Origin of the sequence: Ochrobactrum sp. A-1, assembly GCF_022488005.1 — a bacterium.
Lineage (GTDB): Bacteria > Pseudomonadota > Alphaproteobacteria > Rhizobiales > Rhizobiaceae > Brucella.
Map to the genome: position 1 here is coordinate 1,369,974 of NZ_JAKVQC010000007.1, position 12,924 is coordinate 1,382,897.

A 12,924-nucleotide genomic window follows, 5' to 3' on the forward strand; every position below is an offset into this window, starting at 1 on the left:
TATGATAGATTGCGATACTGCGTGCAATTGCCCGGTAAAATGGCACTGCCACCATACCTGCCCCGCTTACTTCTCTGGCTTCCCTGTTCATTTTGCTGTTGATGCAGGATCAGTTGATCTCCTTGGGCTTCATGAACGATACGAAATCTAAATGGCTCTTTGGTTTTGTCAGTCTGATTGAGCTTTATGGTTAACGATTTTGCCCATTCAGCGCTGCCATAAGCATTGGTCTGATCGAGAATGAGCCATTGGCAGCCTTTTCCGTCAGAATTCGCAAATAGCCACCAGCGGACTGAATCTGCTCATAGCGCTGCAGGATATAAGCGATCACGATGGATGCATTATGTGTTCCCAGCGTTTTCTTTGCGAGATCATAGAGCTTTCCATCGATCCCGAGGAAGGAGCGTACTTTCTCTGCCGTATTGGCCAAATCGTGCCAATGTCGGATGGATGAAAGGGCATAGGCCGTGATCTCTGGACAGGAACGAAGCACCATGTCGAGCGAAACCGTTGGCTCAACTGGAGCGCTGGTGATGTCTTTTAGGCGCTGGTCGATAAAATCAGGCGTTGCCATTTCAAAATGGGAATCTGGATTCGATTCAATTTGCTGCCGCTCATTTTGAGATTCATTGGCGTGCAATTTTTTAACATTTTCATGAAGTTTCAATGCGTTATCGATTTCCGCACGAATGCGCAGCAAGGATTCGACCAGCGCTACCAGTTCTCGATGCTCTGCACGACGCGGAATGCTGTCAACGATCAGGCGGAAACGATGATGGATGTCCTGCCAGTTACCGGCAAGATTCTCCTGAGCGGCGAATTCAACAAGCTTGGTGATATCACGGCGCAGCAAGGTCAGGCGTTCGCGCATTTCACGTAACGCTGTCTTTTGGGCCCTCACCTGCTCTGCAGCTGTTTCCAGTTCACAGGCACGGGCCAAGAGCGGTGTCAGTGAAAAGCCGAATGCAATCTGCACGTCTCCACCCTTGGCACGACGCGCATAGCGCTTGCCATTCGGGCTGTCCTGTCGAAGGATGAAACCGGCATCGACCAGCGCTGCCAGATGACGGCGCAAGGTTGCGTCTGCCATGCCATGGGCACGTAATGCCAGTTGCTTATTGGACGGGAACACAATCAGGCTGCTCTGCGCATTCAGTTCCGCTTCCGGATAGAATGATAAAAGCGCCGAAAGAACCGCCAGAGAACGATCATTCAGATTGAAATGCGTCTTTGCTTCACACAGCCAGCGATGCAGTTGCCATTTATCGGCAACCGTTCCCGGTGCGATCTGCTGTGTGTTCTGTTGACTTGCCAACAAGGCAAGCGTCATCCTTCGACTGCCAAACGGCGTCGAGGCCAATTGAATCTCCATTTTCTTTCACCTTCCACAAGGCAAAAGAAATCCACCCGCCGAAATGACGCTAATTACACTTGACAGTGATTCGTGGATTTGCGATTCTCTAGCTGCTAAACCAATGAGAAGGGCTTCCACACGGCGACGTTTGGGGGCCTTTTTCTTTTGCTGTCTCGTTCCTCTTCCTGAACAGTTTCGACGCAAACACACTTACTATTGAACGCTACACAATCGAACCACGGCAACTGCCATCGTTCGTTACGCTTACTTACTTCTCCTCACTTTGGAATGACGCATAGAGCTCATCCAGGTTGCGAGAAAGCCAATCGGCAAAACGAGGCCCGTTGGCAGCACTAAGCGCCAATGTAGCCGATTTGCCATTCTGTTTGATAATGGCACTGACCGACTTGTCTGAAGCCGTCCAGCTGTTTCCGGGCCGCTGAGCCGCCTTGGTGACGGGCTTCTTCTGCTTGCTGCCCTTCAGATAGCCGTAAAGCTGCTCAAAGCGATCAACGGATGATGCATTTTCGAATGCCGATGTTGCCAGCAACTCTTCTGCGGCATCCTTTTTACCGGGGATTTCGATCAGCTTGCGCAGTTCCAGCCAACGGTCACGCCCAATGCCCTTCGCTGCGCCGATGGCGAGAAGAATATGCTCCGGTATGGCCTTCGGAATGGTCAGCATCTTCGACAGGGTTTGATAATCGACCGTCAGTGCTGCCTGAATGGCCTCACGTTCAAAGCCGAGCGTTTCGAGGCGCGCCGCAAAGAAAACACGTTCAATGAAGCTCAGATTAGCTCGGGCGGAGTTTTCCTGACCCTGGCTCAATATATGTTCCAGATCGGCGAGGGGCTTGATGACCGCCCTAACCTTGATACCCAGTTCCCCGGCCACTCGCGCGCGGCGATGACCGAAAACGATCATATAGCGGCCGCTGGTCTCGGGATGCGGACGCACGAGAATAGGGCTGTCCTGTCCGCGCTCGCGGATGGCTTCCAGAAGTTCCTGGTATTCTTCGTCATTCGTTTCAGGCAGGCGGTCCGCTACGAAGGAAACGTCCAGATTGGCGGGATCAAGCTCGACGATGGCTTCCCCGTCGAGGTTTTGGGCAGCCTGTTTCGCGAGTTCGTCTATCGAAGCGGACAGAGACTTGGCGGCACCGAACCGGCGCGATACGTTTTCAACCGGTTGCGAAGCCTGTTCGGCAGCCGGTTCGTCCCGCATAACGCTTTCAAATATGTTCTTTCTTGCCATTCTCATGTCCTCAAACCGGTCAGAGACCTGATTTTATTCAATATTCGCCGCTTTAGACGGCAGTCTAACGCCCCCATGCCTCGTGAATGAGGCCGCGAATTTCGGCGTTGACCGCTTCCATGGCTTCCATGGCGCGATCATAGGTGCCGCGATTCATCGATGAACGCTCAACCTCGTAAAGCGTCTGCTTGGTCAGGCCAGCATCCGAAATCGCGGTTGATTTCAGCATCTGATGCTTCAGCATATGTGAGGCGAGCATGCTCTGCATGAAACCGACCATCTGTGCCTGGGGAACGTCGGTCGGCTCGTAACGGGTGATCAGATAGCGGAACCAGTCGAGCTGCACCGCGCCACCTGCCTGACGAACGGTCTTCAGAATGTCGCCAAGCATCAGGAGGAACTGCGACATCGACATGAGGTCGAGCATCTGCGGGTGAACAGTAATCAGGACGGAAGTTGCAGCAGAGAGTGCCGTTAGTGTCAGATAGCCAAGCTGAGGAGGGCAATCGATGACGACCACATCATAGTCACTATCCACATCGGAGAGAGCCTGCGCGATACGGTTCCAGAACGTTTTGCCCTCACCGCCATTCTGCATGGCGAGTGGCGTATCATATTCATATTCCTGAAGCTCCAGCATGGCCGGAATGATATCGAGACCGGGGAAATTCGTCCGGCGAATAACCTCGCGAATGGACTTTTTTTCGGAGTCGTAACGAATAGCCTCATAGAGTGACGGAAATTCATCCAGCTCCGGCTGGATGCCGTGCAGGGCCGAAAGCGAAGCCTGCGGATCGAGATCGATTGCAAGCACGCGATGACCGGTCAGAGCCATATGTTGCGCCAGATGCGCAGCTGTGGTGGTTTTGCCGGAACCACCCTTGAAGTTGACGACGCCGATGACCTGAAGTTTTTCATTACCGCGGCGATGCGGAACGTAGCGCTTCACCTCGGCGCGCCCGTTCTGGTCAAGCCATTGGCGCAGTTCTTGAATCTGTTCGACGCTATAGGCACGGCGGCCACCTGTCAGAATGGTTGGCTCGACACCTTTGCCTTCCAGGTGTAGTTTCTTGAGATTGCTCGGAGAGACACCAAGGAAATAAGCAGCCTCGGCCATCGAAAACTGGCGCAGCATGCTTTTGCGCGCATCCGGCGGAAAGTTTTCGTGACGCAGCAGATTGAGCTTGCGAGAAATCTCGCGCCCTTGCGATAGTATCATGTCGTCAAACGACAAAGCCGCTGCTGGATTTGCGATATTCATTACTTGGGATCCCTAGTGACGGCATTGGAACTGTTACCGCCTAAATACCGTCATTATGTCCGATTCTTATTCTATCGCAAGAGGCAGTCGCATTAACAAAGAGTTAGCGCGGACATTAAAACTAAGCAAAATTTTATCGATTCTACCGGCATGGCTCTATCTTATTGTTTTTATGATGTTTTATACGTTTTAGTCGGCCGTCTATAATTCAAGGATATCATCGGCTGCGAAATTTCAATCGAGAAGAGTCTATTTCCACACGGGAATAGGGCGGTTTCTCCAGCCGGTCAGAGAATTCAACCGATTCTGCGTGGCGCGAACCTCGATGGCAATATTCCGATGTCGGGTCGATAAGATCGGAGCCGAACGGGGTCGATTTTAGTTCTGTTGCTGGTCGGGGAAATTGAACCATGCGCGGCTTTCCAGAGTGTCGCAATCGGAAATGCGCTGGCGCGAATGACTTAGACTGGTTTCGGGCATATGATAGCTCGTTATCTCGACCCTGCGTCTCTTTGATTTTTAGGGCGATTGCGGGTGATGGTTTACTTGGTTGTTTTTGGCCATCCGCTGTACCTGTGTCTCGAAGCATGAATGGTGGGGGGCTGCATTGCTTGCGGGGGAGGGCGACCATTGTACTTATGGAAGTCTTGTCCCGAAGCTCCGTAACGGTGTTCAGCCATGTCGAGCTTTCTTAGATCGTTCAAGGCGGCAGTGTGCGACATGAAATTACGCTATGGCGGGCCCAAGCCCCAAATGAACGCGCCGGCCTTGAGCTTGTGTATCAGGAAGGGGAACAGACTTCGGGAGGCGATAGCGATCTTATCCGGCCGGCGGTTCAAGGTTCGAGATGAGAGACTGGATTTCAGGACTGAAAGCCAGTCTGCAATAACACATTTGATTTTTGTCGCTGTTAGAGCGCGTTTCGATCTGATTGAATCAGATCGGCGCTCTAATCATTTGTTTTTACGCGCATCTTTTCCGAAAACCGTTTCACACTTTTCGGGATGCGCTCTAATGTGGTTTTCCACTTGGTGCGGGATAGATTTCTTAACCAAATCAGGGTAGCATCCAGATTGTCAAAAGTGCTTGCCTATTTCGTCGCCTGCAGGCCGTTGCAGCACCAAAATAATCTTCCTAAAGAGCCGATTCAGACCGTCAGACTAGCGAAAGCTAATTGTCATTTTGCTTTAGCGTGATTTTAGATGGCTATATTTTTCAATAGGATGCCCGGAGACATTTTCTCGCCTCCTAGGGGTAAGCGGAGGTAACCGGGGCATATTTGTTGGCAGTTCTTTTGATTTTGAGTCGAAGTCAGAAATATCAAACACTGTGCATATCGCGAGTTTCGCATCGATATTTCATGCCTATGGGATTCCTGATTTTGGCAAATCATGATTCTCTGTTGAGATGCCGAAGAGAACGCTTCCCTCGCCCAAGCATGCTGATACGCTTTCACTGAATGCGTTGCGCAGTCTGGTCACAGGTCTGGTTGAGAAAGCAGAACATGCAGAGGCTCGGCTTGAGAGACTGGAAGCTGAGAATGCAGCACTCCGTAAGGAGAATGCCGAGCTTCGTCTGGAAAACACCCAGCTTAAAGTCGAGAATCAACTGCTTCGCGATGAAATTGCGCGGCTGAAAAACCTGCCACCACGACCACCGTTCAAACCGTCAGGCATGGACAAGGCCACAGACGCGAAGGCGCAGGATAAACAGCCAAGCAAAAAGAAACCACGTGGACCAAAACGGGATGTCGAACGCGTTGACCGTGATGTTGTTCTTCATGCCAATGCTCCGGCTGGATCACGCTTTAAAGGTTACAAAAGCTGTTACGTTCGGGATGTGGTTTTGCGCGCTGAGATTATTCATTACCGGCGCGAATGTTGGGTGACACCGGACGGTAAAACAATTCTTGCGCCGCTGCCTACAGGAATCGTCGGAGGTTACGGACCTAATCTGCGGCGGCTCTGTTTCATGCTGCACGCACAGGGCCAGGTGACGATGGAACGACTATCGACGCTGTTGAACGATATCGGCGTGGACATCTCGAAACGACAGGTTGTTCGTCTGCTGACAAAGAAGATGGATGGGTTTGTGGCTGAAGATGCGGCAGTTCTATATGCTGGTCTGGTGTCAGCCGCCTATGTGACGGTCGACGACACCGGTGCCCGACATGCCCGCGATAGCTTCTATACTACTCATATCGGCAACGCGCATTTTAGCGTCTTTCGAACCACAAAGACGAAATCACGGCTGAACTTTCTCGCTCTGCTACGCGGTAATTACCGGGATTATGTTCTCAACGATGCGGCTTTTGATTATTTGCTGGCCCGTAACACCGATCCTGCAATCATAGCGCTCTTGCGAACCCGCAAACCACAGCACTTTCCCAATCAGGTGCCGTTTCTTGAGCATCTGCTCAGCAACGGCGTTGATATCTTCGACAAAGATGTACTTCGAATTGTCAGCGAAGCTGGTCTATGGGGAGCTATCCGATATCACGGGCTTATGGGCAATACGGTGATTGTCTCTGACGATGCGGGGCAGTTCCGGGTGGGAGACCATGCCCTGTGCTGGGTGCATGCTGAACGCTTGTTGCACAAGCTGATGCCAGCAAAACCACAGCAGATGGAACATGTCGAAATGCTGCGCAAACTCATCTGGCTCTTTTACAAGCTTTTGAAAGACTTTGCCCGAAGTCCCAGCCGACGTGCAGCTCAGGCCCTTGAAGTCAGGTTCGATCGGATCTTTTCCATCCGCACCGGATATACTGATCTGGATAAGCTTCTGGCACGCTTACTGCGTCGTAAACAGGAATTGCTGAAAGTTCTCGAACGACCAGAAATCCCGTTGCACACCAATGCTTCCGAGAATGATCTGCGCAGCTGCGTCACTAAACGAAAAATCTCCGGCGGCACCATGAGCCGGGATGGACGTATCGCCCGCGATACCATGCTGGGTCTTATGAAGACCTGCAAGAAACTCGGGCTTTCCTTCTGGCACTACCTCGGCGACCGGCTTGGCGTGCCCACTCAACGGCCAACGACCCCGGAGCTTGCAGCTCTCATTATCGCAAAAGCCTGATCCTACTTACTTACGACGGCCAGGCTTTGAGAATGGGACCACCTGCCCTGCTCTTGTTGGTGCTTTACCATAATATGACCGCCCGTTAAGCTCAGTAACGACGGTGAAACATTCCACTGTTTGTCGTCATCCGTGTGCACCGTCACTGTCTTGCGATTGCGACGAATAACAAAGCCTCGAACCATCGTACCATCTGGCCCTTCAAACATCACGCCACTGCCGAGCTTGATCTCCTGCAGCACAGCGGCTGTCTTTTGTTGATGGAGAAACTGCAATCGCTCAACGATGCGACGGTTCAGTGCCGTCAACATGTCTTCATCCAAACTATCAATATCGAGCTCTATCATCCGCGCCTTCTTCAAAATGCAATTGTAAGCAATCTTCTGTCAAAGACCGGATTATGATAGATTGCGATACTGCGTGCAATTGCCCGGTAAAATGGCACTGCCACCATACCTGCCCCGCTTACTAAGCGGAGGTAAGCGGGGCATATCCGTTGGCGGTGCCATTTTGTTGTGCAGTTGCACGGTGAGTTGCAATCTACCATAATTCCTTTTGCCCAAGAAGGTCGTATAGATTGCACGATGAAGAAGACGCCGATTACCGAGCTCGATATTGATAGTCTTGATGAAGCCACGCTGATGGAATTGAACCGGCACATCGTTGAACGATTGCAGTTTCTCCATCAACAAAAGACAGCCGCTGTGCTGCAGGAGATCAAGATCGGCAGTGGCGTGATGTTTGAAGGGCCAGATGGTACGATGGTTCGAGGCTTTGTTATTCGTCGCAATCGCAAGACGGTGACGGTGCACACGGATGACGACAAACAGTGGAATGTTTCACCATCATTACTGAGCGTGACAGGTGGTCATATTATGGATGAAGCACCAGCAAGAGCAGGTCGGGTGGTGCCTTTCTCAAAGCCTGGCCGTCGTAAGTAAGTGGGATCAGGCCTTGGCGATAATGAGGCCTGCAAGCTCCGGAATGGCTGTTTGTTGACTGGATATACCAAGCCGGTCGCCGAGATAATGCCAGAAGGAAAGCCGAAGCTTTTTGCAGGTCTTCATAAGGCCCAGCATGGTATCGCGGGCAATGCGCCCCTCTTTGCTCATTGTGCCACCCGAGATCTTGCGTTTGGTGACGCAGCTGCGCAGATCGCTCTCGGACGCGTTGGTGTGCAACGGAATTTCCGGGCGTTCGAGAACCTTGAGCAGTTCTTCCTTGCGGCGTAGCAGGCGTGCCAACAGCTTGTCCAGCTCCACACAACCCGTCCGGATAGAGAAGATGCGGTCAAACCGTTGCCGGAAAGCGCTGATTGATCCTGGTGAGGGGCTCTTCTGCCTGAATGCCTTGAGCGCCTTGTAGAAGCTCCAAATGAGATCGCGTATATTTTCCACCCACCGGACGTGCTGTGGCGTCGCCGGCATCAGCTTTTGCAGCAGTCGCTCCGCATGCACCCAGCACAGCGCATGATTGCCAACCCGGAACTGGCCGGCATCGTCGGAGATAATGACGGCATTGCCCAGCAGGCCGTGGTGGCGAACAGAACCCCAGATGCCCGCTTCCGCGACGGCCCGAACCATGTCCTTATCGAAGATGTCGACACCTTTTTGCGCCAGGTGTTCCAGAAAGGGGACCTGGTTGCAAAAGCGTTGAGGTGTGCGTGTTTGCAGCCTGGCGATGACTGTCGGATCCACGCCATGTCGCGTCTTCAGATAATCAGAAGCAGCATCGTTAAGCACATAATCCTGGTAATTGCCGCGCAAGAGCGACAGGAAGTTCAGGCGGGATTTTGTTTTCGTGGTGCGAAAGACGGTAAAATGCTCGCCGCCAATATGGGTGGTATAGAAGTTATCACGCGCATGACGGGCCCCGGTGTCATCGACCGTTACATAGGCTTCCGACACCAGGCCAGCATGCAGAACGGCAGCATCCTCAGCAACAAAGCCATCCAGCCCCCTAGTGAGCAAACGCACAACCTGGCGCGCCCGATATAGAGTATATGGTCGCCAGCGTCATGTGCCTGTTCAAGGCTGCACCCTACATGGGCGATGGCGCCAACAACGAACGGGAAGCCATTCTCGCCGATTTCAAGTGCTTTTTCACCATCGATGAACGGACGGCCGGCAAAATGCCAAGCAATGGATTCCTGTGTTGAGTCCAATACCGAGATGCTGAAGACGCAGTCTGGCCGGTCGAGATGTTTTCGCATTCTGGCGCGCTTATCAATGGATACAAGAACGAGAGGCGGATCCAGAGAGACAGACATGAAGGCATTCGCCGTCATGGCATGGATTCCATCTTCATATTGTGTCGCGATCACGGTGACAACAGTACAGAACCGGCCGAGCGTCTTGCGCATTGCTTCAGGTGAGACATCAGTCATGACAACCTCCAAGATGTCTGGCACAGCTGTATGTTTGTGCCAGACAAGTGTTTTAACCGCGACCGATTAGGCTAATGTCGTCGGGGTTAATGAAGTCGGGGGTCGTCCACCCATTCACGTCATATTCACTCATGCATTGTTCAACGAATCCGCGCCAATTGCCGGCTAGACCGGTGGCTTGCGCATGCATGAGCGTTTGGATGCGAGTATCCTCATGATTACCCGCATAGTTGCGCTCGTATAGCTCGTGACGCCCGCCGAACTCGCTGCCGATAGCATCCCATAGGAGCTTCATCAGCTTGACGCGGTCGATAGCCTCAATGCCGTGGGAGCCGCGCAGGTAGCGATCCAGATAAGGGCGGATTTCGCCGCTTTTCCAATCAGCCGCGCTTGAGTTTACGTAGATCAGACCGCTTGCGACATTGTTTTCGATGATCTCCTTGATGCGCTGGTAGGCAAGAGGTGCCAGGACACGATAGGCAAGTCCTGCTTCGGTGTTCGGCTGCATGGTGTCACCCGCCCACGATGTAGGGTTGGCGATCATCGCTTCGGTCAAAGACCAGAACAGATGTCGCCAGGCAATGATTTCGCCGACTTGTGCCTGCACCCCACGGAAATCCTTGACGCCGGTTGCTTCGACCGCCTTCAGCACCATCCCGGCGATGAAATCGAGTTTCACAGCGAGACGGGTCATGCCGTGCAGCGTGAAACGCGGAATGAAGCCGGAGCGGACAAGAAAGGTGCTGCTGCGTTCGACATCGCCATAAGCGAGAACGTTTTCCCAAGGTACGAAAGCCTTGTCGAAAACGAGGATGGAATCGTTTTCGTCCAGTCGGCTCGACAAAGGATAGTCGAAGGGGCTTCCGACCGCTGCAGACTGGAACTCGTAGGAAGCACGCGAGATGAGCTTGACGCCGGGCGTGGATCGATTGATGCTGCGTGAGGGATTGCTGGTCGCCTTCTTCCTCGGAGGTCTCGTGGTGCTCGGTGGACAGCAGCAATGGTGGCTGCAGCCGCTGTTGATGAGCATGAATTCCGACGCTATCTATTTTGGCGCGACGGTGCTGACAGCTGTTACCGACAATGCGGCGCTTACCTATCTGGGCTCATTGGTCGAAGGTCTGACGGACGAGTTCAAATATGCTCTTGTTGCAGGAGCCGTCACCGGCGGTGGCCTAACCGTGATCGCCAATGCACCCAATCCGGCAGGCCTTTCAATCCTCAGGGGTCATTTTGAGGACGAGACAGTCAACCCGCTCGGCCTGCTGGTCGCAGCTATACCGCCAACGCTGGTAGTCGTAGTCATCTTCTGGCTTATCTAGCGCTCGTGGGCAAATGTTGAATGCGGAATCGCTTTTTGATTCAAGGCGACGCTGGGGCAAGACCGACGTTTTCGAGGCAATGCTTTAAGACTCTGGCCGAACTGGTGGAGCGGGATCGAAGTGCCACATGATCGACAGCATCATTGTGCGGTCGGCATAAATAGGGGACTCATGAGACCGAAGCCCTGAGCCAATTCGGCGAGATCTGCTGGGGAGGACTGACTGCGTCTAACATCAAGGCTTCCTACCTTGACGGAACTTCTCCTTATTTAGTTTTCCACGGTGGCCCACATTCAACTCTACGGTGGTTTAAACAACGGGCCTGTCGCTCAACGCGAACGCACCGCGCTTTGATTTTATCTGTTTTGTCTATGTCAAACCGTTGCAGGCGAAACCACCCATATCACCTCGCAGGTACTGTCACCTATCGTCCAGAACCGAACCATGGCCCGTGCGGGAAACGCGAAACTGTCGCCGGTATTGATGACAAACTGGCGTGAGTCGAGTTCAAGTCCGAGCGTTCCCTGTAGAACCAGTCCGCATTTGCCCCCGTCCGTGTTGGAATAGGGCTCACCTGAATCTGCGCCAGGTTCCATCAGAAAGCGAAGCATCTGAATTTGCGGTTGAGTGTCAGGTGTCAGCAATTCCTTGATCAGCGCGCCGTCATTATAGGTAAGGAAGCGCCTGCTATTACGCTGCACGATATATCCGTTGGCCTGATTTTCAGAGTCGCTGTCACGATGAAACAGCCAGTTGACCGGCATATCCATTGCCGAACAAATGGCTCTCAGGGTCTTGATTGAGGGAGCTGCCAATCCTCGCTCTACCTGGCTCAACATGCCGACGGATATCCCGGCTGGTTCCGCCACCTGTTTCAGCGACATGCCTCGCATCTGTCGACGGAGGCGCAATGTCTCGCCAACCTGAACAGCATCACTTTGCGGATCAAGGACATTCAGTTCCGTCGACATTTCCCACCCTCGCAGAGACTCAACTTGAGCGATTATAAACTATGCTCTGTAATTTAATAGCATTAAAAATATTTGACAAAAAATTTAATATGATCATAATTTTGGCAAAACACGTACAGATCGCAAGAAAGAATAGGCCTATCAGTACCGATCAAGCGTGGGGAACAATGTCTCGGGATTTTGGGAGGAATCATCATGAGAGCTATGAAAATTGCAGCCATCTGTGCTGTTATGACGTCCGTTTCCGCCGTTGCAATGGCCAGAGATTTCACCGTTGCAGGATGGGGCGGCAATTATCAGGACGCCCAGCGTGAAGCCTATTTCAAATCCATCGCCGAAAAATTGGGTGTCAACATTGTCGAGACGACTTATCTGGGCGGTCTGGCTGAAATCAAGGCCATGGTCGATACCGGCAATGTCACGTGGGATTTTCTGATCATGGGCGGTTCGGAACTTCAGCTTGCCTGCGATGAGGGTCTGCTGGAACAGCTCGACTGGAAGGCAATTGGCGAGGACAATCTATTGCCGGGCGCTGCGACCGAATGCGGTGTCGGCAATGTGGTGATAGGCAATGGCTATGCCTATAATTCCAAAACCTTTCCGCAGCCCCCACAGGACTGGAAGGACTTTTTCGATCGCGAAAAATTTCCCGGCAAGCGCGGCATTCGTAATAGTCCGAGCATGAATCTCGAATATGCACTCATGGCCGATGGTGTGGCCCCGGATAAGGTCTATGAAGTGCTGGCAACGCCCGAAGGCGTGGATCGCGCCTTTGCGCAATTCGACAAGATCAAGGATCTGCTGCAATTTTGGGAATCCGGCGCCCAGCCTATCGAATGGCTCGCCTCCAACAATGTCGCCATGTCCACTGGCTATAATGGTCGCGCAGTCATGGCCAAGCGGGAAGGCAAACCTATCGAATTTGTCTGGAAAAACCACCTCGTGAACATGGATGGCTGGGCGATGGTCAAGGGCTCGCCTTACAAGGATAGGATCAACGATCTGTTCAAGATCGTCAATGATCCGCAGAACCAGGCCAAGTTTTCTTCTCTCATGCCCTATGGCCCATCCAACACCAAGGCGGCGGAATCCCTGACGCCGGAAATGCTTAAGGAACTGCCAGCAGCCGATAATATCAAGGATGCAGCCTTTTATTCCGACTCTTTCTGGGTGGAACATTTGGATGACTTGACCGAGCGCTGGAACCGTTGGGCAACCCAGTAAAGTTTCGGCTGCCAAAAACTCCTTGTTGAGTGCCTCCGGCGGTTAATCTGCCGGAGCAGAAGCCCCCAAA

At 52.6% G+C, this 12,924-nt stretch carries 10 protein-coding genes and 2 pseudogenes; 4 read left to right on the forward strand and 8 right to left on the reverse strand.

Annotation, left to right across the window (positions count from 1 at the left end; all coding sequences use genetic code 11):
• Window positions 1–190: 190 nt before the first annotated feature.
• The 3 genes from repC to repA all read right to left on the reverse strand — a co-directional run bounded on the left by repC (window position 191) and on the right by repA (window position 3,870).
• Window positions 191–1,372, reverse strand: coding sequence for a plasmid replication protein RepC (gene repC / locus MKS82_RS24770; RefSeq protein WP_109989905.1), 1,182 nt, complete (start codon window positions 1,370–1,372; stop codon window positions 191–193).
• A 250-nt stretch (window positions 1,373–1,622) separates the two neighbouring features.
• The gene (gene repB, locus MKS82_RS24775; protein WP_109989904.1) at window positions 1,623–2,609 is read right to left on the reverse strand and encodes a plasmid partitioning protein RepB; all 987 of its coding nucleotides are present in this window, start codon (window positions 2,607–2,609) and stop codon (window positions 1,623–1,625) included.
• Window positions 2,610–2,673: 64 nt separating this feature from the next.
• Window positions 2,674–3,870: a plasmid partitioning protein RepA gene (gene repA, locus MKS82_RS24780; protein WP_109989903.1), complete on the reverse strand. Its 1,197-nt coding sequence runs from the start codon at window positions 3,868–3,870 to the stop codon at window positions 2,674–2,676.
• Window positions 3,871–5,277: 1,407 nt separating this feature from the next.
• Between repA and MKS82_RS24785 the strand changes: the two genes are divergently transcribed.
• The gene (locus MKS82_RS24785) at window positions 5,278–6,951 is read left to right on the forward strand and encodes an IS66 family transposase (RefSeq protein ID WP_240578209.1); all 1,674 of its coding nucleotides are present in this window, start codon (window positions 5,278–5,280) and stop codon (window positions 6,949–6,951) included.
• A 6-nt stretch (window positions 6,952–6,957) separates the two neighbouring features.
• On the opposite strand, the pseudogene MKS82_RS24790 reads toward MKS82_RS24785, so the two are convergent.
• Window positions 6,958–7,298 (reverse strand): annotated as a pseudogene (locus tag MKS82_RS24790) (hypothetical protein).
• A gap of 237 nt (window positions 7,299–7,535) precedes the next feature.
• On the opposite strand from MKS82_RS24790, the gene MKS82_RS24795 reads away from it, so the two are divergent.
• Window positions 7,536–7,892, forward strand: coding sequence for a hypothetical protein (locus MKS82_RS24795; protein WP_094574737.1), 357 nt, complete (start codon window positions 7,536–7,538; stop codon window positions 7,890–7,892).
• Between the two features lie 6 nt (window positions 7,893–7,898).
• Here MKS82_RS24795 and MKS82_RS24800 read toward each other — a convergent pair.
• From MKS82_RS24800 to MKS82_RS24810, 3 genes and pseudogenes are all read right to left on the reverse strand, one after another.
• Window positions 7,899–8,936, reverse strand: a pseudogene (locus MKS82_RS24800) (IS66 family transposase); the annotation flags it as partial.
• Window positions 8,840–9,337 (reverse strand): flavin reductase family protein, encoded by a 498-nt coding sequence (locus MKS82_RS24805; protein WP_240579451.1) that lies wholly within the window; start codon window positions 9,335–9,337, stop codon window positions 8,840–8,842. The gene MKS82_RS24805 and the pseudogene MKS82_RS24800, both read right to left, overlap by 97 nt.
• 52 nt (window positions 9,338–9,389) lie before the next feature.
• Window positions 9,390–10,271 carry a 4-hydroxyphenylacetate 3-hydroxylase C-terminal domain-containing protein gene (locus MKS82_RS24810; RefSeq protein WP_210205222.1) on the reverse strand — a complete coding sequence of 294 codons (882 nt, stop codon included), beginning with the start codon at window positions 10,269–10,271 and terminating at the stop codon, window positions 9,390–9,392.
• Here MKS82_RS24810 and MKS82_RS24815 point away from each other — a divergent pair.
• Window positions 10,240–10,659: a putative Na+/H+ antiporter gene (locus MKS82_RS24815; RefSeq protein ID WP_240579452.1), complete on the forward strand. Its 420-nt coding sequence runs from the start codon at window positions 10,240–10,242 to the stop codon at window positions 10,657–10,659. The genes MKS82_RS24810 and MKS82_RS24815 overlap by 32 nt on opposite strands.
• 374 nt (window positions 10,660–11,033) lie before the next feature.
• Here MKS82_RS24815 and MKS82_RS24820 read toward each other — a convergent pair whose 3' ends face one another.
• Window positions 11,034–11,630 carry a helix-turn-helix domain-containing protein gene (locus MKS82_RS24820; RefSeq protein ID WP_109989743.1) on the reverse strand — a complete coding sequence of 199 codons (597 nt, stop codon included), beginning with the start codon at window positions 11,628–11,630 and terminating at the stop codon, window positions 11,034–11,036.
• A 195-nt stretch (window positions 11,631–11,825) separates the two neighbouring features.
• Between MKS82_RS24820 and MKS82_RS24825 the strand changes: the two genes are divergently transcribed.
• Entirely contained in the window at window positions 11,826–12,854 is a 1,029-nt protein-coding gene (locus tag MKS82_RS24825; protein ID WP_109989742.1) for an ABC transporter substrate-binding protein, read from the forward strand.
• Window positions 12,855–12,924 lie beyond the last annotated feature (70 nt).